General features: G+C 73.2%; 18 protein-coding genes. 6 read left to right on the top strand and 12 right to left on the bottom strand.

Annotated features, from left to right (window positions below):
* Position 1: 1 nt before the first annotated feature.
* From ACIBG6_RS32330 to ACIBG6_RS32320, 3 genes are read right to left on the bottom strand one after another with little or no spacing between them, the layout of a single operon-like run.
* A complete protein-coding gene (locus ACIBG6_RS32330) occupies positions 2 to 2,191 on the bottom strand; it encodes a protein kinase (protein WP_399226283.1) in 2,190 nt (729 codons plus the stop codon).
* A gap of 42 nt (positions 2,192 to 2,233) precedes the next feature.
* Entirely contained in the window at positions 2,234 to 4,597 is a 2,364-nt protein-coding gene (locus ACIBG6_RS32325; protein ID WP_399226282.1) for an ATP-binding cassette domain-containing protein, read from the bottom strand.
* Between the two features lie 13 nt (positions 4,598 to 4,610).
* Entirely contained in the window at positions 4,611 to 5,672 is a 1,062-nt protein-coding gene (locus ACIBG6_RS32320; RefSeq protein WP_399226281.1) for an MsnO8 family LLM class oxidoreductase, read from the bottom strand.
* A 111-nt stretch (positions 5,673 to 5,783) separates the two neighbouring features.
* Here ACIBG6_RS32320 and ACIBG6_RS32315 point away from each other — a divergent pair, with 111 nt between their 5' ends.
* Positions 5,784 to 6,272: an HAD family acid phosphatase gene (locus tag ACIBG6_RS32315; RefSeq protein WP_399226280.1), complete on the top strand. Its 489-nt coding sequence runs from the start codon at positions 5,784 to 5,786 to the stop codon at positions 6,270 to 6,272.
* 103 nt (positions 6,273 to 6,375) lie between these two features.
* Here ACIBG6_RS32315 and ACIBG6_RS32310 read toward each other — a convergent pair whose 3' ends face one another.
* Positions 6,376 to 6,591, bottom strand: a complete 216-nt coding sequence (locus tag ACIBG6_RS32310) for a dodecin (RefSeq protein WP_384146145.1) — start codon at positions 6,589 to 6,591, stop codon at positions 6,376 to 6,378.
* Between the two features lie 278 nt (positions 6,592 to 6,869).
* Here ACIBG6_RS32310 and ACIBG6_RS32305 point away from each other — a divergent pair, with 278 nt between their 5' ends.
* The 3 genes from ACIBG6_RS32305 (at position 6,870) to ACIBG6_RS32295 (ending at position 10,213) form a co-directional block, all read left to right on the top strand.
* Complete coding sequence (locus ACIBG6_RS32305; RefSeq protein WP_399226279.1) at positions 6,870 to 8,117, top strand: extracellular solute-binding protein; 1,248 nt, start codon at positions 6,870 to 6,872, stop codon at positions 8,115 to 8,117.
* 138 nt (positions 8,118 to 8,255) lie between these two features.
* On the top strand, positions 8,256 to 9,119 hold the full coding sequence (locus ACIBG6_RS32300) for a GNAT family N-acetyltransferase (RefSeq protein ID WP_399226278.1): 864 nt from the start codon (positions 8,256 to 8,258) through the stop codon (positions 9,117 to 9,119).
* On the top strand, positions 9,116 to 10,213 hold the full coding sequence (locus tag ACIBG6_RS32295) for a 1-acyl-sn-glycerol-3-phosphate acyltransferase (protein ID WP_399226277.1): 1,098 nt from the start codon (positions 9,116 to 9,118) through the stop codon (positions 10,211 to 10,213). Before ACIBG6_RS32300 ends, ACIBG6_RS32295 begins: the two co-directional genes overlap by 4 nt.
* Here the strand turns inward: ACIBG6_RS32295 and egtD are convergent.
* From egtD to egtA, 4 genes are read right to left on the bottom strand one after another with little or no spacing between them, the layout of a single operon-like run.
* A complete protein-coding gene (gene egtD / locus ACIBG6_RS32290) occupies positions 10,108 to 11,073 on the bottom strand; it encodes an L-histidine N(alpha)-methyltransferase (protein WP_399226276.1) in 966 nt (321 codons plus the stop codon). The two genes, ACIBG6_RS32295 and egtD, sit on opposite strands and share 106 nt — an antisense overlap.
* Positions 11,070 to 11,822 (bottom strand): ergothioneine biosynthesis protein EgtC, encoded by a 753-nt coding sequence (egtC, locus tag ACIBG6_RS32285; RefSeq protein WP_399226274.1) that lies wholly within the window; start codon positions 11,820 to 11,822, stop codon positions 11,070 to 11,072. The genes egtD and egtC overlap by 4 nt, the downstream gene beginning before the upstream one ends.
* Positions 11,822 to 13,165: an ergothioneine biosynthesis protein EgtB gene (gene egtB / locus ACIBG6_RS32280; protein WP_399226272.1), complete on the bottom strand. Its 1,344-nt coding sequence runs from the start codon at positions 13,163 to 13,165 to the stop codon at positions 11,822 to 11,824. The genes egtC and egtB overlap by 1 nt, the downstream gene beginning before the upstream one ends.
* A complete protein-coding gene (egtA, locus tag ACIBG6_RS32275) occupies positions 13,162 to 14,421 on the bottom strand; it encodes an ergothioneine biosynthesis glutamate--cysteine ligase EgtA (protein ID WP_399226271.1) in 1,260 nt (419 codons plus the stop codon). The genes egtB and egtA overlap by 4 nt, the downstream gene beginning before the upstream one ends.
* A gap of 212 nt (positions 14,422 to 14,633) precedes the next feature.
* Here egtA and ACIBG6_RS32270 point away from each other — a divergent pair, with 212 nt between their 5' ends.
* Both ACIBG6_RS32270 and ACIBG6_RS32265 read left to right on the top strand, forming a co-directional pair.
* On the top strand, positions 14,634 to 15,464 hold the full coding sequence (locus ACIBG6_RS32270) for a TIGR02452 family protein (RefSeq protein ID WP_399226270.1): 831 nt from the start codon (positions 14,634 to 14,636) through the stop codon (positions 15,462 to 15,464).
* A gap of 94 nt (positions 15,465 to 15,558) precedes the next feature.
* Positions 15,559 to 15,729: a hypothetical protein gene (locus ACIBG6_RS32265; RefSeq protein ID WP_317601405.1), complete on the top strand. Its 171-nt coding sequence runs from the start codon at positions 15,559 to 15,561 to the stop codon at positions 15,727 to 15,729.
* Between the two features lie 168 nt (positions 15,730 to 15,897).
* On the opposite strand, the gene ACIBG6_RS32260 is transcribed toward ACIBG6_RS32265, so the two are convergent.
* The 4 genes from ACIBG6_RS32260 to ACIBG6_RS32245 form a co-directional block, all read right to left on the bottom strand.
* Positions 15,898 to 17,316 (bottom strand): flotillin family protein, encoded by a 1,419-nt coding sequence (locus ACIBG6_RS32260; RefSeq protein WP_399226268.1) that lies wholly within the window; start codon positions 17,314 to 17,316, stop codon positions 15,898 to 15,900.
* Between the two features lie 81 nt (positions 17,317 to 17,397).
* Complete coding sequence (locus ACIBG6_RS32255; RefSeq protein ID WP_384146174.1) at positions 17,398 to 17,628, bottom strand: hypothetical protein; 231 nt, start codon at positions 17,626 to 17,628, stop codon at positions 17,398 to 17,400.
* Between the two features lie 14 nt (positions 17,629 to 17,642).
* Positions 17,643 to 18,350 (bottom strand): alpha/beta fold hydrolase, encoded by a 708-nt coding sequence (locus ACIBG6_RS32250; protein WP_399226267.1) that lies wholly within the window; start codon positions 18,348 to 18,350, stop codon positions 17,643 to 17,645.
* 108 nt (positions 18,351 to 18,458) lie between these two features.
* Positions 18,459 to 19,745: an MFS transporter gene (locus ACIBG6_RS32245; protein ID WP_399226265.1), complete on the bottom strand. Its 1,287-nt coding sequence runs from the start codon at positions 19,743 to 19,745 to the stop codon at positions 18,459 to 18,461.
* Positions 19,746 to 19,769 lie beyond the last annotated feature (24 nt).

The following is a 19,769-nucleotide window of genomic DNA, read 5'->3' as shown; positions in this document are numbered from 1 at the left end:
GTCAGGCGGGGGCCGCGTACGGGTCGACGGAGACCCAGTGGTTCGAACCGGGAACGAAGAGCACCCCGCCCGCGACGAGCGGGGTGAGATCGCTCTCCACGGGGATTCCCGTGCCGGCCGGCAGGTCGAACCTCGACGCCACCTCGTGGGTCGCGAGGTCGACCACCACTCCGCGCGTACGGCAGGCCAGGTACAGCCTGCGGCCGGTGACGACGGCGGGTGGCGCCCCCTCCTCGCAGAGGAGCGGAAGCCTCGTCTGCCAACGAGTGCCGCCTTGCGGGTCGACCTCCGCGAGCAGGGTGCCGTTGCCCGAGGGGGCCAAGGTGAGCAGGCGCTTGTCGGCCACGACCAGCGACCCATCGCGGGGGAGGGGGAGGTACGTACCGGAACGGGCCTTCGGCGCGCGCGCCAGAACGGCCCCACCCCCTGTTGTGGGGGAGCCCGAGCCGCAGACGTAGGCGAGCGGCAGGCGGTGCAGCGGCGTGGCCGCGAACGCGTCGTGAAGGCACGGGGAGTCGAGGAGCAGACTGGTGGGCGCGCCGCCGTCCTTGGCGCGCATCGAGGTCATGCGGCCGCCCGGGGAGATCAGGTGAACCAGCCCCGACGTCACGCGGAGGCGGGTTCCGGCGCCGTTCGACGCGTCCGTCGCACGCTGCCAGGCCACCTGCCGCCCGGCCACGTCCACACCGGAGACCGCACCGTAGACATCGACCACGTAGACGCGGGACGTGTCGGCCGTCAGCGAGGCCACGGGGGCATCCATGGGGATCTTCCACAGCCGCTTCCCGTCGGCGAGCGCGAAGCCGACCACCGCGTCGGCCAGGAAGGTCACGACGGTCTCTTCCACGACGACGGGTGAGGAGCCGTTCGCGGCGGAGTGCGGGGAGGTCGCCCAGATCTTCTTCCCGTCAGCGGCGTTCAGCCTGACGAGAGACTCGGACGTCTCGAGTCCGGGCCGTGACGCGCAGAGGAGCGACGACGCCGCGAACACGCAGGGACCGGCGCCGGCGCCTCCCTTCCACTGGTGCCATCCCGTGGGGCGCCGTGCGGGTGAGTCGCTGTACGCGGAGGTGCCACCGGGGTCCCCGCCGAGTACCGGCAGATACGCGCCGTCACTCGACAGTACGGAGGCGGCGGGGAGACGGGCCGGCTTCGCCGTCGGTGATGCCGAGCCGGACCCCTGGGACGCACCCGTGGCGCCGGGGAGCCTCGCCCCTTTCTGCCACGCCACGTACCCACCGGTCCCCGCCACCAGCGCCACGGCCACCGCCAGGGTCGTGAGCGGCCTCCGTCGGCGGGGCCGTGGGCGGGAAGCCTCGGCCGAGGCCACGGGCGGGGGCGGGTTCCCGTCGACGGAGCGCGGCCCCGGGCGCGCGCCCCACTCCTCCTCCGGTGCCTGACGGAACGCCGACAGCAGGTCCTCCGGACCCGGACGTTCCCCCGGCTCCTTCGACAGGCACCACTGGACGATCTCCCGGACCGTGCCCGAGAGCTCCGCCACCTCCGGAGGCTCGTGGACCACGTTGTACGCCGTCATGTACGGGCTGCCCGCGTCGAACGGGCCCCGGCCCGTCGTCGCGTACACCAGGACCGCGCCCAGTGAGAAGACGTCCGACGCCGGGGTCACCCGGTGCGGGGCCGAGAGCTGTTCCGGGGACATGAACGGGGGCGTGCCCAGGATGCGGCCCGTGACCGTCAGTGTCTGGTGGTCGGCCGCCCGGGAGATGCCGAAGTCGATGACCCGGGGGCCGTCCTCCGTCAGAAGGACGTTGTCGGGCTTGAGATCGCGGTGGATCACCCGCACCTGGTGCATGTCCCGGAGCGCCTCCACCAGGCCCACCGCGAGGAGCCGTAACTCCGCGCCGGACAGCGGACCTTCGGCCTCGACCCGGGAGCGGAGCGTCCGCCCGGGGACGTACGTCGTCGCCATCCACGGCCGCGCCGCGTCGGGGTCCGCGTCCACCACCGGCGCGGTGAACGCGCCACTCACCCGGCGGGCCGCCCGTATCTCCTGGCGGAAGCGCGTACGGAACTCCGCGTCCGCGGCGAACTGTTCGTGGACGACCTTGAGCGCGACCGGGCGCCCGGACTCGGCCCGCGCCAGGAAGACCGTGCCCATGCCTCCCGCGCCCAGCCGGTCGAGCAGCGCGTAACCGCCGATCTCCCGTGGATCGTTGTCCCGCAGCGCCACGTCGCCCCGCCCCCCGTCCCGTGTGCGGGAGAGCGTACCGGGTCAGCCGGCGAGCGCCCGGGCCAGGTACGGAGCCGTCCGGCTCGCGGGGGAGGAGGCCACCTCCGCCGGCGGCCCCTCCGCCACCACCCGGCCGCCCTCGTCGCCGCCGCCCGGGCCCAGGTCGAGGACCCAGTCGGCGGTGGTGACCACGTCCATGTCGTGCTCGACGACGATCACGGAGTGGCCCGCGTCCACGAGGCCGTGGAGCTGGCGCATCAGGACCTCGACATCCGCAGGATGCAGCCCCGTCGTCGGCTCGTCCAGCACGTACAGCGTGGCGGAGCGGCGCGGGCGCTGAAGCTCCGAGGCGAGCTTGATGCGCTGCGCCTCGCCGCCGGACAGCTCCGTCGCCGGCTGCCCGAGCCGCAGATAGCCGAGACCGACGTCCAGCAGGGTCCGCAGGCTCCGGGCGGCGGCCGGGACGTCGTCGAAGAACTCCGCCGCCGACTCGACGGTGAGGTCCAGGACTTCGGCGATCGTGAGCCCGCGCAGCCGCACCTGAAGCGTCTCGGGGTTGTACCGGGCGCCGTGGCAGTCGGGGCACGGCGCGTAGGTGCTCGGCAGGAAGAGGAGCTCCACCGAGACGAAGCCCTCGCCCTGGCAGGTCTCGCAGCGCCCGCCGGAGACGTTGAAGGAGAAGCGGCCCGCCTTGTAGCCGCGCGCCTGCGCCTCCTCCGTCTCGGTGAACAGCTTGCGCACGACGTCGAACAGGCCCGTGTACGTGGCGAGGTTGGAGCGCGGGGTCCGTCCGATTGGTCGCTGGTCCACCGTCACCAGGCGTCCCACACCGGGGAGTTCCTCGGTCAACGCGCCGACGAGGGTCGACTTGCCCGAGCCCGACACACCCGTCACGGCCGTCAGGACACCCAGCGGGAAGGCCGCGTCGACCGCCCGCAGATTGTGCCGGGTCACCGGCCCCGTACGCAGCCAGCCCGACGGAGTGCGCACCGTCCGCGGGGGCGCGGGCCGCCGGTCGAAGAGGAAACGCCGGGTCGCGGACGCCTCGACGGCCGCCAGCTCCTGCGGCGGACCGCTGTGCAGGACGTGCCCGCCGTGCACCCCGGCGCGCGGCCCGACGTCGACGAGCCAGTCGGCGTGACGCACGACGTCGAGGTGGTGCTCGACGACGAAGACCGAGTTCCCGGCCTCCTTCAGCCGGTCGAGGACCACGAGGAGCGCCTCGGTGTCGGCCGGGTGCAGACCGGCGGACGGCTCGTCGAGCACGTACACGACACCGAAGAGCCCCGCACGCAGCTGGGTGGCGAGCCGCAGCCGCTGGAGCTCCCCGCTGGAGAGGGTCGGCGTCGCGCGGTCCAGGCTGAGGTAGCCGAGACCGAGTTCCGTGACCGTGGCGATCCGGGCGACGAGGTCCTCGGTGAGGACGCGCGCCGTCTCCTCGGTGCCCGTCTCCGCACCGTCCGTGGGCGTCGCCGACAGGAGCCCGGCCAGGACCGTCAGCGGCAGCGCGGCCAGCTCGGCGATCGTCCGCCCCGCGAACGTGACCGCGAGCGCCTCCGGGCGCAGCCGGCTACCGCCGCACACCGGGCAGGGCGCACTCGACAGGAACCGCTCCGCCTTCGCCCGCAGCGTCGTGCTCTTCGAGTCCGCGAACGTCCGCAGGACGTACCGTCGGGCACTCATGTACGTGCCCTGGTAAGGGCGTTGGATGCGCCCCGCCTCCCGCACCGGATGCACCGTGACCACCGGCTGCTCCTCGGTGAAGAGGATCCACTCCCGGTCCTTCGTGGCCAGCTCGCGCCACGGCCGGTCGACGTCGTACCCGAGGGTGTCCAGGACGTCCCGCAGGTTCTTCCCCTGCCAGGCACCCGGCCAGGCGGCGATGGCACCCTGACGGATGGACAGATCCCGGTCGGGAACGAGGAGTTCCTCGCTCGTCTCGTGGATCCGGCCGATGCCGTGACACGAAGGGCACGCGCCTGTCGCCGTGTTGGGCGAGAAGGCGTCGGAGTCGAGCCGCGCCGCGCCCGCCGGGTAGTGGCCGGCCCGCGAGAACAGCATCCGCAACGAGTTGGAGAGCGTCGTCACCGTACCGACCGAGGAGCGGGCGTTGGGCGAGGACCGGCGCTGCTCCAGGGAGACCGCCGGGGGCAGCCCGCTGATCTCGCCGACCGCGGGCGCCCCCACCTGATGGATCAGCCGCCGCGCGTACGGCGCGACCGATTCGAAGTAGCGCCGCTGCGCCTCCGCGTAGATCGTCCCGAAGGCGAGCGACGACTTGCCCGAACCGGACACCCCGGTGAAGGCGACGAGCGCGTCGCGCGGGATGTCGACGTCGACCCCGGCGAGGTTGTGCTCGCGGGCGCCGCGGACACGGACGTACGGATCGTGGGGTCTGTCACGCATACGTCGATATTAGCTACTGCTCCATGTTTGCCCCGGTCGGGTGGGGGGTGACCGGGGCGGTCAGGCCGACGGCACGCGCCAGCCCGCGGTACGAGTCGCTCAGCGCCGCCCGGTCGTACGTGCTCGTGGTCACCAGCACCTCCTGGGCCCCGGTCTCCTTCACGGCCCGCTCCAGCGCCTCGGCCACCTGCTCCTCCGTGCCGTGCACATGACCGCCGAGCCCGGACTCGTAGAAGCCGCGCTGCTTCTCCGTCATTCCGCCGGTCAGCGCCAGCTCCTCGATCCGCTCGGGCGGGGCGAGCGGCGGGAACACGCCGCGGGTGCGGGAGTACGCGAGGGACCAGGCCTCCGGCATCAGCAGCCGGCGGGCATCCGCCTCGCTCTCCGCGACCACGACCGTCCCCGCCACGACCACGTACGGCTCGGCGGACCACGGGGAGGGACGGAAGGCGGAGCGGTACGTGTCGACGGCGGCGAGGACGCGGTCCCGGCCCCGTAGGTCGCCGATGACCAGCGGAAGTCCGGCCGCAGCGGCGATCGCCGCGCCCTCGCCCGTCGCGAGGACGAAGGGCGGGACCCGCAGGCCCTCCGCGGGCCGGGCGTGCACCTGCGGATGGGCCGTCTGCTCGCCGGTGAACCAGCCGAGGAGCTCGTCGAGCTGCGCCCCGAACCGGTCGGCGTCCTCCTTGTCCCGCCCGAGGGCCCGCCGGATGCCGTCCGTGAAGCCGACCGAGCGACCGACGCCCATGTCGATCCGGCCGGGGAAGAGGGACTCCAGGACGCCGAACTGCTCGGCCACGACCAGCGGCTGGTGGTTGGGCAGCATCACGCCGCCCGTGCCGACCCGCACGGTGGACGTCGAGGCGGCGACCGCGGCGGCGAGCACCGTCGGCGCCGAGCCGGCGACCCCGGGCACGCTGTGGTGCTCCGACACCCAGAACCGGTGGTAGCCGAGGGCCTCCACCTCCTGGGCGAGGCGCACGGTGTCGCGCAGCGCCCGCGGGGCGTCCTCGCCCTCCCGCGTGCGGGAGCGGTCGAGGACGGAGAAACGGATGCCGTCGAGGAAGGTGCTCACGTACGGTCCAACGTCTTGAGCGGCCAGGGATTCCCGGCATGGGGTGTGGTGCCCGCGGCGTGGGCCGGAACGCGTGCGGCGGCGGCGCGCGCCTGCTCCTACGCTGGGGCCGTGACACGCGACACCCGGCCACTGGCCGTCTTCGACCTGGACAACACCCTCTCCGCGACCGCCCACCGCCAGCACTTCCTGGAGGCGCGGCCCAAGGACTGGCGCGGCTTCTTCGCGGCGGCGCCTGACGATCCGCCGCTGGCGGAGGGCGTCGAGCTGTGCCGGAAGGCGGCCGAGGAGTGCGAGGTGGTCTATCTGACCGGGCGGCCGGAGCGCTGCCGGCGCGCCACCGTGGCCTGGCTGGCCGCGCAGGGGCTGCCCGAGGGCCGGATCCACATGCGGGGCGACCGGGACTTCCGGCCGGCCAGGGTGACCAAGGTGGAGGTCCTGCGGCGGCTCGCCGCCGACCGCGAGATCAGGATGCTCGTCGACGACGACGCGCTGGTCTGCGACGCGGCGGAGGCGGCCGGATTCCGCGTCGTGCGTGCCCACTGGGCGGTCCCGTCGGAGGTGCTGACGGACGCACAGGAGAGGGAGGGCCGGACCTGATCCTCCCGGCCGCCTCTTGGCCGCCTCCCGGCCGGCGCCCTGCCGCCGGTCGGCCTCGGGCCGCTCCTCGGCCGCTCCCAGGACGGCGCTCCCGCGCCGTCCGTCAGCTCTCGTCCTCCAGACGGAAGCCGACCTTGAGCCCCACTTGGTAGTGCTCGATGGCGCCTTCGACGATATGACCGCGGACCTGCGTGACCTCGAACCAGTCGAGGCCCCGCAGCGTCTGCGCGGCGCGGCTGATGCCGTTGCGGATGGCTTCGTCGACGCCTTCGGTGGACGTCCCGACGATCTCGGTGACGCGGTAGGTGTGATTCGACATGGGGGCCGAACTCCTCTCGGTGCGTCCCTCCACCGTGCCCCAGGCCGGGTCGGCGCGCGACAGGACGGCCTCCGTACGGCGTGCGCTCGATTACCGAAGGTAAGCCTCCGGATCGTCCGTCCGGAGGCTGAAACGAGATGGTCAAGGACTTGACCACTTCGTTGGTCCAGACCAGAATCCAGGCCACATACCCGCGCGAACACCCCGTTCGGTCCCCCCACGTCGGGTCAGCCCCCAATGCCGCACGAACCTGTGCAGAACCGCAGAAGGTGACCTACGTGAAGAACCGCCATCTGGCATGCCCCTTGGCAGCCGCCACCGCGCTCGCGCTCGCCGGTTGCGGGATGTTGCCGGGCGGGGGCCAGACGAAGACCGTCAACATCTGGCTCATGCGCGACAGCGCCAGCGAGGACTTCCTCACGCGTTTCACCGAGGCCTACGAGGAGGAGCACGACGGCGTCGACCTCAAGATCACGATCCAGGACTGGACCGGCATCGGGAAGAAGGTCACCGAGGCCCTCAAGGGCTCCGGCGGACCCGACGTGATCGAGGTCGGCAATACCCAGGTCGCCCAGTACGCCGACACCGAGCAGCTCTACGACCTCACCCTGGAGTCCGTCCGCGACCTCGGCAGCGAGGACTGGCTGCCCGGTCTCGCCCAGCCGGGCCGCATCGGCGGATCCCAGTACGGCATTCCCTGGTACGCGGCCAACCGCATCGTGATCTACAACAAGGACCTGTTCCGCGACGCCGGGATCGACAAGCCGCCGACCACCCGCGCCGAGTGGCTCGCCGACACCGAGAAGCTCAACCGCGGCGGCTCCCAGGGCATCTACCTCGCCGGCCAGGACTGGTACACCCTCTCCGGATTCATCTGGGAGGAGGGCGGCGAACTCGCCGTCGACAAGGGCGGCGAGTGGACCGGCGCCCTCGGCAGCCCCGCGGCCCTGCGCGGCATGGCCTTCTACAAGGACCTCCAGTCCCTCGGCACCGGCCCCAAGAACGCCGACGAGCAGAACCCGCCGCAGGCCGACGTCTTCGCCAAGGGCGACGTCGCCCAGATCATCGCCACGACCAGCGCCGTCGCACCGATCCTGAAGGCCAACCCGGACCTCAAGGACAAGCTCGGCTTCTTCGCGATACCCGGCAAGAAGGCCGGCCGGCCCGGCGCCGTCTTCACCGGCGGCTCCGACCTCATCATCCCGGAGAACGCACCCCAGCGCGGCGCCGCCCTCGACGTCGTCAAGGCGCTCGCCGGCGAGAAGTGGCAGACCGAACTCGCCCGCGCCATGGGGTACGTGCCCAACAAGAAGGGCCTCGCCTCCGTCGTCTCCGGCCAGGAGGCGACCGCCGTCATGGCGGCGGCCGCCGCCCGCGGCCGCGCCACCCCCAACTCCCCGCAGTGGGCCGACGTCGAGGCCGACAACCCCATCAAGCCGTACATGACGGCCGTCCTCCAGGGAGAGGACCCGGCACAGGCCGCGGCGAAGGCCTCGGCGGAGATCTCGGACACCCTCGCCGAATAGCATTCAGCGTTCGCACATCCGCGAGCCCCCGGACGGTCATGTCGAATCCAGCCGGTGACGGAAGAAGTAAGGAGCCGGGCCACCGCTCACGCGGCCCGGTCCCGCCCCTTCACCTTCCGCCCGCCGGAGGAGCCCGACATGACCGCACCGTCGCCCACGCTCGCCGTCCCCGCCGGAGCCCAGGCCGTTCCCCTCGCGCCCGGCACCGGCACCGTCCCCACCCTGACCGGATCCGTCCCCGCCCAGCCCCAGCCCGGGCCCGGGCAGCCCACGCCCCGGTACGTGGTCGGCCTCGCCCGTGACCAGGAGGACGTACGGGCCGCCCAGCGGCTGCGCCACCAGGTCTTCGCCGGCGAACTCGGCGCCCGGCTCGACGGCCCGGAGCCCGGTCTCGACTCCGACGCCTTCGACGCGTACTGCGACCACCTGCTCGTACGGGACGAGGCCACCGGCGACGTCGTCGGCACCTACCGGATCCTGCCGCCCGAGCGGGCCGCCGTGGCCGGACGCCTCTACTCCGAGAGCGAGTTCGACCTCACCCGGCTCGCCCCCGTCCGCCACGACCTCGTGGAGGTCGGCCGGTCCTGCGTCCACCCCGCCCACCGCAACGGCGCCGTCATCTCTCTCATCTGGGCCGGCCTCGCCCGCTACATGACCCGGACCGGCCACAACTGGCTCGCCGGCTGCTGTTCGGTCCCCCTCGCCGACGGCGGCACCCTCGCCGCCTCCACCTGGGACACCGTCAAGGCCAAGCACCTCGCCCCCGAGGAGTACTGGGTCACCCCGCACAAGCTCTGGAACTCCGACGGCATCGCCCGCCCCGCGGGCCGCACCGAACTCCCGCCGCTGCTGCGCGGCTACCTCCGCCTCGGCGCCTGGGTCTGCGGCGCCCCCGCCCACGACACCGACTTCGGCGTCGCCGACCTGTACGTCCTGCTCTCCCTGCGCCGCACCAACCCGCGCTACCTCAACCACTTCCTGTCGCTCGCCCCCGCCCGGTGAACGGGACCACGGCGCCCTCGCCGTGGCTCCCCACGGCGCCCTGCACCCCGGGCCGCTGCGCCGTCCACCCGGACCCGGTCGCCTGCCACGGGGCGGCCCGCGCGGCGGGTGCCGCGCTGGCCGCGGTGCGGCTGGCCGCCGGGATCGGCACGGTCCTCCTCGGCGTCCTGTGCATGCCGGCCACCGCGCTCCTGCCGGCGCCGGTGCGGCTCGCCCTCGTCCGGTACTGGGTACGGGCCGTGGTCCGCGCCTTCGGCGTGCGCGTCCGCTTCGACGGGGCCGCAGCCCCGGCCGACGGACCGCTCCTCGTCGTCGCCAACCACGTCTCCTGGCTGGACATCCCGCTGCTCGCGGCCGTCCTCCCCGGCCGGATGGTCGCCAAGGCCGAGGTCCGCCGCTGGCCGGTCCTCGGCACGCTCGCCGCGCTCGGCGGGACGCTCTTCATCGACCGCGACCGGCTCAGGGCCCTGCCCGGCACCGTGCGCGCGATGGCCGCCGTGCTCGCCGGCGGCGGCCGGGTGATCGTCTTCCCCGAGGGGTCGACCTGGTGCGGCCGGGCAGGAGGCCGCTTCCGGCCCGCCGCGTTCCAGGCCGCGCTGGACGGCGGGGCGGACGTCCAGCCCGTACGGATCGACTACCGGCCCACCGGTGCGGCGGCCTTCGTGGGCGACGATCCCCTGGGCGCCTCCCTGTGGCGGCTCGCCGCCACGCGCGGAGTCACCGCCGACGTACGGATCCTGGATCCGATATCCGGCACGCGCTTCCCGGACCGGCGGTCCCTGGCCGCCGCGGCGCAGCGGGCCGTCACGGAAGCCGCCGCCACACCGCACACCCTCAGGCCGCGCGACCTCGCACCGCGCGTCGCCAGGCCGCGCACCCTCGTACCGCACGCCCTCGCACCACGCCTCCTCGCGCCGCGTTCCCTCGCGCCGCGTTCCCTCGTACCGCGTTCCCTCGTACCGCGCGCCCTCGGATCCCGCGTCGTCGCTCAGCGTGCCGTCGCGAGCGACAGCGCGAACCTGCCCTCGTCGTCCGTCCACCAGCGGGACAGGTCGAGTCCCGCCTCCGCCAGTTCGTCCCGCACCCCTGCCTGACGGAACTTCGCCGACACCTCCGTCCGTACCTCCTCGCCCGCCGCGAAAGGCACGACGAGATCCAGCTCCGGGATCTTCACCGTGAGCGCGTGCCGCGCGCGCAGCCGCATCTCGATCCACTCCCGGTCCCGGTCCCAGACCGCCACGTGCTCGAAGTCGTCCGGATCCGCGTCGGCGCCGAGCTCCCGGGCGATCACGGACAGCACGTTCTTGTTGAACGCCGCCGTCACCCCGGCCGCGTCGTCGTACGCGGCGACGAGCGTCCCCTCGTCCTTCACCAGATCCGTGCCGAGCAGCAGGGCGTCGCCCGGCGTGAGCATCGACCGGACCGAGCGCAGGAACGTCCGCCGCTCCTCGGGGAGCAGATTGCCGATCGTGCCCCCGAGGAACGCGACCAGACGGGGACCGGGTGTCCCCGGCAGCGCGAGCCCCCGGGTGAAGTCGGCGACCAGCGCGTGCACGTGCAGCTCCGGCCGGTCGGCGAGCAGCGACTCGGCCGCCCCGGTCAGCGCGGACTCGCTCACGTCCACCGGCACGTAGGCGTCCAGACCGGGAAGGAGCGCGTCGATCAGGAACCGCGTCTTCTCGGAGGAGCCGGAGCCCAGCTCGACGAGGGACCTGGCCCCGGTGGCGGCGGCGATCTCCGGCGCCCGCGCGATCAGGATCTCCCGCTCCGCCCGCGTCGGGTAGTACTCGGGCAGCCGGGTGATCTCCTCGAACAGCTCGCTGCCCCGGGCGTCGTAGAACCACTTCGGCGGCAGCGCCTTGGGGGAGCGGGTCAGCCCGTGGAGGACGTCGGCGCGCAGATCGGCGCCCGCGGCGTCGGGGGCGAGGGTACGGGTCAGCTGGAACGGACTCACGCGGACGGCTCCTTGAGCGGGGTGAGGGTGACATCGCCGCGGTCGGCGGCCACGAGCGTGTGCTCGGGGACCTCCCGCCACCGCGGATCGTCGTCGTACGGTTCGGAGGCCACGACCACGCGGCCGGGGCCCGTCAGGTACCAGAGGCTGTTCCCCCAGGTCGTCGCGGCGATGGTGGCGCCGTCGGTGAGCAACAGGTTCAGTGAGGAACCGGGCGCCGCGGCGGCGGCCTCCCGCACGGTGTCGGCCAGGGCCGTGCCCGGCGCGTCCCCGGCCCGCAGTCGGTGCAGCACGAGCGCCCACAGCAGCGCCGAGTCGGTGCGCGCCTCCAGGCGCAGCAGCGCGTCGGCCGGGAGCGTGCCGGCCATCGCGGCCAGGGAGCCGGGCCAGCCCGGGACGGCGCCGTTGTGGCTGAACAGCCAGGGGCCCGCGGTGAACGGAGCCGCCGCGGCCTCCCCGTCCGCGCCGGGCAGCGTGGCGCCCCGTACCGCCGCGAGCAGCGCCCCGGAGCGGACCACGCGGGCGAGGTCAGCGAAGGAGAGGTCGCCCCAGATCGGCCCCGCGCGCCGGTACCGCGCGGGCACCGGGTCCTCCTCCGCGTACCAGCCCACTCCGAAGCCGTCGGCGTTCACGACACCGCTCGTCTGGGTACGCGGTTCCCAGGACTGGCGCAGCAGGGCGTGCTCCGGCCGGACCAGCAGCTCGCCCAGCGCCACCGGCCCGCCCACGTACGCGAGATGACGGCACATCAGTCGAGCTCCGCGGTCCGCGCCGTGCGGAAGCCGGAGAAGATCTGACGCCGCACCGGCAGGTCCCAGTTGCGGAAGGTGCCCCGGCAGGCGACCGGGTCCACCGCGAACGACCCGCCCCGCAGCACCTTGTGCTCCGGTCCGAAGAACACCTCCGAGTACTCCTTGTACGGGAAGGGCGTGAAGCCCGGGTACGGCAGGAAGTCGCTCGCCGTCCACTCCCACACGTCGCCGATCAACTGCCGTACGCCGTGCGGCGACGCGCCCTCCGGATAGCTGCCCGCGGCGGCCGGCCGCAGGTGCCGCTGCCCGAGGTTCGCGTGCTCGGGACCGGGATCGGCGTCGCCCCACGGATAGCGGCGCGAGCGCCCCGAGAGCGGGTCGTACCGGGCGGCCTTCTCCCACTCGGCCTCGGTGGGGAGCCGGCGTCCGGCCCAGCGCGCGTACGCGTCCGCCTCGTACCAGCTCACGTGCAGGACCGGCTCGTCCACCGGTACGGGTTCGGTCACCCCGAAGCGGCGGCGCAGCCACTGCCCGCCGTCCCCGCGCCAGAACAGCGGCGCTTCGATGCCGTGCTCCCGGATCTGCGCCCAGCCCTCGGGCCGCCACCATCGCCGGTCCGTGTACCCGCCGTCCGCCATGAAGGTCAGATAGGCGCCGTTCGTGACGGGGGTGGTGTCGACGAAGAAGGCCGGAACGATCCGGGCGTGGGCGGGGCGTTCGTTGTCGAGGGCCCACGGCTCGTCCGACGTGCCCATGGTGAACGGGCCGCCGGGGACGAGGACTTCGGCGGGCAGTGGACCAGACAGCGCGGCCGGCGGCGGGGGAGCGGTCAGCGCCGCAGGACCCCTGCGCAGCTGATGGGTGATCAGCATGGTCTCGTCGTGCTGCTGCTCGTGCTGGGCGATCATGCCGAACGCGAAACCGTCGTCGAGCAGCGGCCGTCCCTCCAGCGGGGCGCTCTCCAGCACGTCGAGGATCCGCAGGCGGACGTCCGCCGCGTAGGCGCGGGCCTCACCGGGCGCGAGCAGGGGCAGCGAGGGGCGGGTGGCACGCGGGTGCTCGAAGGCGTCGTAGAGGGAGTCGATCTCCGGTCGCAGGGCGTCCCGCCCCGCGACGGCCCGCCACAGCCACTGCTCCTCCTGGTTGCCGATGTGCGCCAGGTCCCAGACCAGGGGCGACATCAAAGGCGAGTGCTGGGCGGTGAGTTCACCGTCGTCGACGCAGGAGGTGAGGAGGGCCGTGCGCTCCCGCGCGACGGTCAGGGCGTCCAGCGCCCGGGCGCGCAGCACCTCAGGATCGATCCCGGTGCTCCGTTCGGCCGCGGTGCTCCGTTCGGTCATGACGTCACCACCTGAAGCTCGTCGGCCGGACAGCTCCCGGGGATCACGTACCGCTCCTCGAAGGCGACGACGGCCCGCCGCACCTCCTGGCTCGCCCCGATCCGGGGCAGCGCCTCGACGGCGGCCGAGAAGACCGCGCGGGCGGCGGCGTGCAGTCCGGGATCGGCGAGGCCGCCGCGCGCCGCCGCGAGCCACAGCGGATTGCGCGGCGCAGGCCCCGGACCGGCCTGCTCCGCGAGGGGTTCGACCGCCCGGTACACGGTCTCCGCCGCCACCGGGTCCTCGAAGACGGCCGTCGTCACGGCCACCGGCACCATCCAGCCGTCCGGGCCGGGCTGCGCGTCGATCATCCGCAGCTCCAGATGACCGCGCGGCCGGACCGGCGGGAAGAGCGTCGTCAGGTGGTAGCGCAGATCGTCGAGGTCGGCGGGGCGGGGGGCGCCGGTGCGCAGCCACTCGCGGAAGGTCAGCCCCTCCGGCACCGCCCACGGCCCCTCGGCGGCCCGTACGCACATCACCGGCGTGTCCAGGACGTGCGCGGTCCACTCGTCGCGGGGCTTCCCGTCCGGCCGGGGCGCGAGGGCCCGCCGCGGGTCGAGCTCCGTCCACAGCGCCTGGCGCGTCGAGCGCCAGCCGGTCCGACGGCCGCCGTGCAGTGGGGAGTTGGCGAAGACCGCCACGAGCACCGCGCCGAGGAGGTGGGCCAGCCGCCAGCGACGGTGGTAGCCGAGCGGACCCGGCTCGTCGAGCCCGGCGTCGAGACAGACCTGCACGGAGGCCGAGTCGCACATCATGGCCCGCCCGGCCGGTCCCGTACGGTCGAGCACGATCTCCATGGCGTCGTACCGCGGCTCGTGCAGCACCCGGCCGCGCGGCGCGTGCCAGGGGTCCACCCCGTAGCCGCTCAGCGTGAGACCGAGCGGTCCGAGCGCCTCCCGTACCGCGCGCAGATCGGCGGCGAGCGAGTCGAGACACTCCATCAGCGACCCGGCCGGACGCGAACTGAGCTCCAGCTGACCGCCCGGTTCGAAGGTCAGCGCCGACACCAGCGGCAGGGAGCGTACGGTGTCGAGCGCGGCGGCCAGTCTCGGGGCCCGTACGGGCAGGCGGGGGTCGCGCAGATCATGGACGAGCCACTCCAGCTCGGCCCCCACCGTGCGGGGTGGGCCCGTCTTGAAACAGATGCCGCGCAGCAGGTCCTCCGCCTCCGCCTCGGTGAGTGGGGGGCCGCCACGCGGTGTGCCGCTCGCTGCCATCCGTGCACCTCCTGATCCACGGGACCGGCCCGGTAAGGCCGGCCCCGGAAGCCGCTGCTTCCACCTAAAGCCACCGCCGACCCGCGTGCAAGAGCGCCCTGCGCGGGCCGCACGCGCCCCCTGTGCCCCTGTTGGCCCGAAACTTCCCGCCCGGGCGGAAACCTCGGAAAATCCGTTGTCCCGGCGAAGGGGAAACGATCATGCTGGCGGCCATGAGCGCACGACTGCGGGAGACCGCGCGGCGGACCGAGGAGATCGTGGCCGCGGGCGAGTACCGGGCCCCGGACGGCCGGATCGTCTCCCTCGCCGAAGACCTGGCCGCCGCCCTGGCGGGAACCCGCCTCCACGGCCCCGAACCCGTACCCGTCACCCCCGACACCGACCGCACGGCCACCCTGGACGTCACCGGAGAGAGCAGCCTGGCAGCCGCGCGCCGCATGGTCGCGGCCGGCCCCGCCCGCCCGGTCGCCGTCCTGAACTTCGCCTCCGCCCGCAACCCCGGCGGCGGCTACCTCAACGGCGCCCAGGCCCAGGAAGAGGCCCTCTGCCGGGCCTCCGCCCTCCACGCCACGCTGCTCCGCGCCCCCGACTACTACGCCCACCACCGCGAGAACCGCGACGCCTTCTACACCGACCGGGTCATCCACTCGCCCCGGGTCCCGGTCTTCCGCGACGAACGCGGCGCACTGCTCGCCGAGCCGTTCACGGTCGGCTTCCTCACCTCGCCCGCACCCAATGCGGGCGTCGTCCGCCGCCGCACCCCCGAACTGGCCTCTCGGCTCCCGGCGGCCCTGGCCTCCCGCGCCGAACGGGTCCTGGAGACGGCCGCCGTGGCCGGATACCGCCGGCTCGTGCTCGGAGCCTGGGGCTGCGGGGTGTTCCAGAACGACCCGGCGGAGGTCGCCGGCGCCTTCAGAGCACTGCTCACGGGGAACGGCCGGTTCGCGGGCCACTTCGAGGAGATCGTCTTCGCCGTCCTGGACCGCTCCTCCGGCGCGCGGACGCTCGCCGCCTTCGCCCGGGTCTTCGACCGACCCGTCTGACGTGCGGATCCGCTGACATGCGGCTTTCATGCCCCCGTGCGAGGCTGAGGGGATACGGACCACAGTCCGAGACCCCTTCATGGGAGGCGCGATCGTGGGCAAGAAACAGACCCGGACCAACCGAGGTGCCCGTACCGGCGGCCATGAGCACCGCACGGAGGCGGCCGCGAAGGAGAAGACCGTGGCGACCCCCACGAGAGAGCCGCAGATGCCCCTCGTGGAGCACGCGTCCCACCGCAAGGAACGGAAGTTCGGCCACAACTGAGGCCAGGCCGCAACTGAGGCAGGCCGCAACTGAGGCAGGCCGTAACTGAGGCCAGGCCACGATCGAGGTCGGCCCCGTACAGCGGCCAGGCCTCCACCCAGGCCAGGGGATCGCACGAACGGGCCCGGCGCCATGACGGCACCGGGCCCGTCGCGTCCGTGGTTCCGGTTACTCCGCGTCGCCGACCGTGATCTGCACGCTCTCGACGCTCTCCTCCGACCGCGGAGCCGGCGGCACCCCGCCAAGACGCTCCGGAGCCCCGGGGTTCATCGTGGCGAGCAGCTGCCGGGCCAGACCGAGACCGGTCCCGCCCATGGTCAGCGCCTTGGCGAAGACGTCCGCCATCCCGTCGGCGCCGTTCAGCAGCACCATCTGGTCGACGTTCCCGAAGGCCGACGCGCCGGCCGACACGATCTCCGGCCACTTCTCGGCCAGCTGCTGGGCGACGACGGCCTCCTGGTTCTCGGCGAGCGCCGCCGCACGCGCCTTGATCGACTCGGCCTCCGCCAGGCCCTTCGCCCGGGTCGCCTCGGCGATCGCGAGCCCCTTCGCGTGCTGCGCCGCCGCTTCCGCCTCGCCGGTGAGTCGGGTCGCCGTCGCCTTGGCCGCACTCGCCAGCTCGGTCTCCTTCGCGTCGGCCTCGGCCGCCGAGATCCGGGCGTCACGCTCGGCCATGGCCAGCGTCCGGGTCTCGTACGCCATGGCGTCGGCCGGCTTGCGGACCTCCGCCTGGAGCTGCTGCTCCTTGCGGTGGCCCTCCAGCTCGGCCACCCGGGTCTCCTGGACCACGACCTCCTGGCGCGAGGCCGCGTCGGCGAGCGGGCCGGCCTGACGGGCCTTGGCCGAGGCCTGGTCCCGCTCGGCCTGGTAGCCCGCCTGGAGGATCTCGCTGTCGCGGGTCGCCTCCGACATGCGCGCCGCGGCCATCTGCTCGGCCTCGGTCGCCCGCCGGTTCGCCTCCGCCTGCGCGATCCGCGCGTCCCGCTGGACGGCGGCGGCGTGCGGGGCGGCCAGGTTCTTGATGTACCCGGTCGGGTCCTCGATCTCGTGGATCTGCAGCGAGTCGACGATCAGACCGAGCTTCTCCATCTCCGTGCCACAGGCCGAACGCGCCTGTCCGGTCAGCTTCTCCCGGTCACGGATCATGTCCTCCACGGTCAACCCGCCGACGATGGCGCGGAGATGACCGGCGAAGACGATGTGCACCCGCTCGCTCATGAGCTTCTGCTGGTCGAGGAAGCGGCGCGCGGCGTTGGCGATCGACACGAAGTCGTCACCGACCTTGAAGATCACCACACCGCGGACCTTGAGCGGAATGCCCTGGTGGGTGACGCACTCGACGGACAGCTGCGTCTCGTTGAGGTCGAGCGAGAGCTTGCGCACCGCCTGGACGCCGGGCATCACGAGGGTGCCGCGACCGGTGACGATCCGGAACCCCATCCCCGCGCCGAGGCCCTCGTTCTTGTGGTTCGAACCGGAGATGATCAGCGCCTCGTTGGGTTCCGCGACGCGCCACATCATCTTGAAGACGATGATCAGAAGGACGAAGGCGCCGACGACGACGCCCGCCAGAATGCCGATGCCCATGGGCAGTTCCCCCTTCACCGGAGCCGTGCGGACCCGGTGAAGGGAGTGTGCGCCTGTGAGGGGCGCCACTCAACGGTTCGGTCAACTGTCGTACGCGGCTGTGACATAGACGGTGCGCGGAGGGAGATGTTCCATGACCATCACGACCGTCCCCGTCTCGATCCGTTCCTTCGGCGAGGCCGGATAGGCGAGGAAGTGCTCGGCGCCGCCCCGGATCCGGACGATCACCTCGCCGACGAGGCCGGGCCCGACCGTGCCGGTCACCCGGCCCGGCAGTCCCACCATCGAGGAGTCCATCGACGCTTCGTCCATGGGTGAACGGTACGTCAGATCCAGTCGTCCAGCGCGGACATGAACCCGTCGAAGTCGTCCCGGTGGATCGTGTGCCCGGCGCCCGCGACCGTGCGCAGGGTGAAGCCGCGCCCCTCCAGCATCCGGGCGTCGTCCGCGGAGATCAGCAGGCTCGGATCGGCGAGCGTGACGAGGGAGGGGACGGTGGGCCGTACCGGCCACATGTCCGTACCGGTGACGCCGACCAGGCCGTACGCCGACCGCTCGTCCCAGACGCGTACCGACGCCATCTCGGTGTCCAGGTCGTCGTCCGACCAGCGCGGGTTGAACCCCTGCACGAGGTCCCGGGAGAGGGACTTGCCCCGGACGAAGAGCTCCGGCACGTACCCGTCGGGACCGTGCCTCAGGTGCCAGGCCGGATCCGCGTACACCGCGCGGGCGGGCGCGAGGCGCTCCACGGCCCGTACGAGGGCGAGCCCGCCGAGCGAGTGCCCGACGGCCAGCTCGGCCCCGGCCGGGAGGTTCTCGACGAGGTCGTCGGCGTAGTCCTCCGGCCGGTACTCCTCGGGTCCCGCGGCCCGGGCACTCGCTCCGTGCCCCCGCAGGTCCACGGCGATCACCCGGTAGCCCCGCGAGGCGAGGGCCGGTCCGACCCGCCGCCAGGTGCGGTGGTCGGCCATGAGGCCGTGGACGAGCAGGGCGATCCGGTCACCGGATCCCCACGTGGTGGTGTGCAGGCGCACGGTGCCGCCTCTCCGATCGGTGCGACGGGTACGGGGGTGCCCCGCGGATCAGGGGCATCGGCAGGCCCTGATCCGCGGGACACCCCCGGGCGGGCGCCGACCGACCGGTCAGCGCACGCTGCGGATGGGGCGCACGGCGAGCGCGCCGAGCACCGACAGTACGGCCGCCACCAGGAACAGGGCCGTGTATCCGCCACTCAGCGAGACGATGAGCGAGGCCACGAAGGGGGCGATGATCTGCGGGCCGGCGTTGGCGACGTTGAGGACGCCCATGTCCCGGGCCGCGTCCTCGGCCTTGGGCAGCACCATGGTCACCAGCGCCGTGTCGACGGCCATGTAGCAGCCGAAGCCGAGGCCGTTGACGACCGAGAAGGCGAGCATCGCGGTCCAGCTCGTCGAGACGGCCGGGATGACCAGCGCGACGGCGGCGAGCACCGCCGAGGCGCCCACGAAGAGCTTGCGGCGGTCGTAGCGGTCGGACAGCCAGCCGCCGAGCACGGTGGAGACCACCATGGCGACCGCGTTCAGCGGCATGAGGACGGCCACGGCCTCCTCGGGCTTCAGCCCGGCGGGCAGCTCGGTGTGGTCCTTGAGGATGTACAGCTGGAATCCGGCCACGGCGAAGTAGCCGAGGACCAGCAGGGCCCGGCCGATGAACGCCCAGCGGAAGTCGTGGTCCTTGAGGGCGCTGCCGAAGGCCGCGATCTGCTGCTTGACCGGCAGCGGCGCCTTCGGGGGCATGCGCTCCTCGCGGGCACAGGTGCTGAACAGCACGGCCGTGGCGGCGACGATCGCACCGAAGACGAGGTAGCCGGTCCGGTAGTCGTCGGAGTAGGCCGCGCCGATCAGGGCGCCGATGGTCGAGCCGATCGGCAGACCGAGGCCGACGGCCGCCGAGGCCTTGCCGCGCGCGGCCATCGGGACCCGGTCGGGCACCACGGAGGTGATCGCGGCCTGGTAGATGTTCATGACGGCCTGGCCGAGGCACCAGGCGATCGTGACCAGCAGGATCGTGTGGACGCTGCCGAGGAGCAGCATCACGGGGAGGGCGAGTAGGCCGCCGCCGAGGATCCAGGGGTTGCGCCGTCCGGACCGGTCCGAGAGAGCGCCCGCGACCGGGTTGAAGACGGTGGCGAAGATGGCGGACACACCGGCGACGAGGCCGAAGTTCGCCACCTTGTTCGCGGGGTCGATGGACTCGACCTGGAGCGCGAGGAGCATGCCGCCGACGCCTATGTACAGGGTGTACATCGCCGAGTTGCCGGCGAGGAGCAGGGGCAGCAGGCCCCGCGTCGGCCGGCCGGCCGCGGGGGAGTCGGGGCCGACCGTGGCGGCGTCGGTGCCGGCGGTGCCGGTTCCGGTGCCGGAGCCGGTTCCGGGGGAGGAAAGGGCCACATTGCCCTCCTGGGAGAGATCGCC

The organism is Streptomyces sp. NPDC050842, from assembly GCF_044456565.1.
Lineage (GTDB): Bacteria > Actinomycetota > Actinomycetes > Streptomycetales > Streptomycetaceae > Streptomyces.
This window is presented reverse-complemented; position numbering and strand designations above follow the sequence as displayed.

What these genes read in the sequence shown, in the direction of transcription:
- ACIBG6_RS32325 (WP_399226282.1), bottom strand. Translation starts at nt 4,597, where the DNA reads ATGCGTGACAGACCCCACGATCCGTACGTCCGTGTCCGCGGCGCCCGC.
- ACIBG6_RS32310 (WP_384146145.1), bottom strand. Translation starts at nt 6,591, where the DNA reads ATGTCGAATCACACCTACCGCGTCACCGAGATCGTCGGGACGTCCACC.
- ACIBG6_RS32300 (WP_399226278.1), top strand. Translation starts at nt 8,256, where the DNA reads ATGACCGCACCGTCGCCCACGCTCGCCGTCCCCGCCGGAGCCCAGGCC.
- egtC (WP_399226274.1), bottom strand. Translation starts at nt 11,822, where the DNA reads ATGTGCCGTCATCTCGCGTACGTGGGCGGGCCGGTGGCGCTGGGCGAG.
- egtB (WP_399226272.1), bottom strand. Translation starts at nt 13,165, where the DNA reads ATGACCGAACGGAGCACCGCGGCCGAACGGAGCACCGGGATCGATCCT.
- egtA (WP_399226271.1), bottom strand. Translation starts at nt 14,421, where the DNA reads ATGGCAGCGAGCGGCACACCGCGTGGCGGCCCCCCACTCACCGAGGCG.
- ACIBG6_RS32270 (WP_399226270.1), top strand. Translation starts at nt 14,634, where the DNA reads ATGAGCGCACGACTGCGGGAGACCGCGCGGCGGACCGAGGAGATCGTG.
- ACIBG6_RS32260 (WP_399226268.1), bottom strand. Translation starts at nt 17,316, where the DNA reads ATGGGCATCGGCATTCTGGCGGGCGTCGTCGTCGGCGCCTTCGTCCTT.
- ACIBG6_RS32255 (WP_384146174.1), bottom strand. Translation starts at nt 17,628, where the DNA reads ATGGACGAAGCGTCGATGGACTCCTCGATGGTGGGACTGCCGGGCCGG.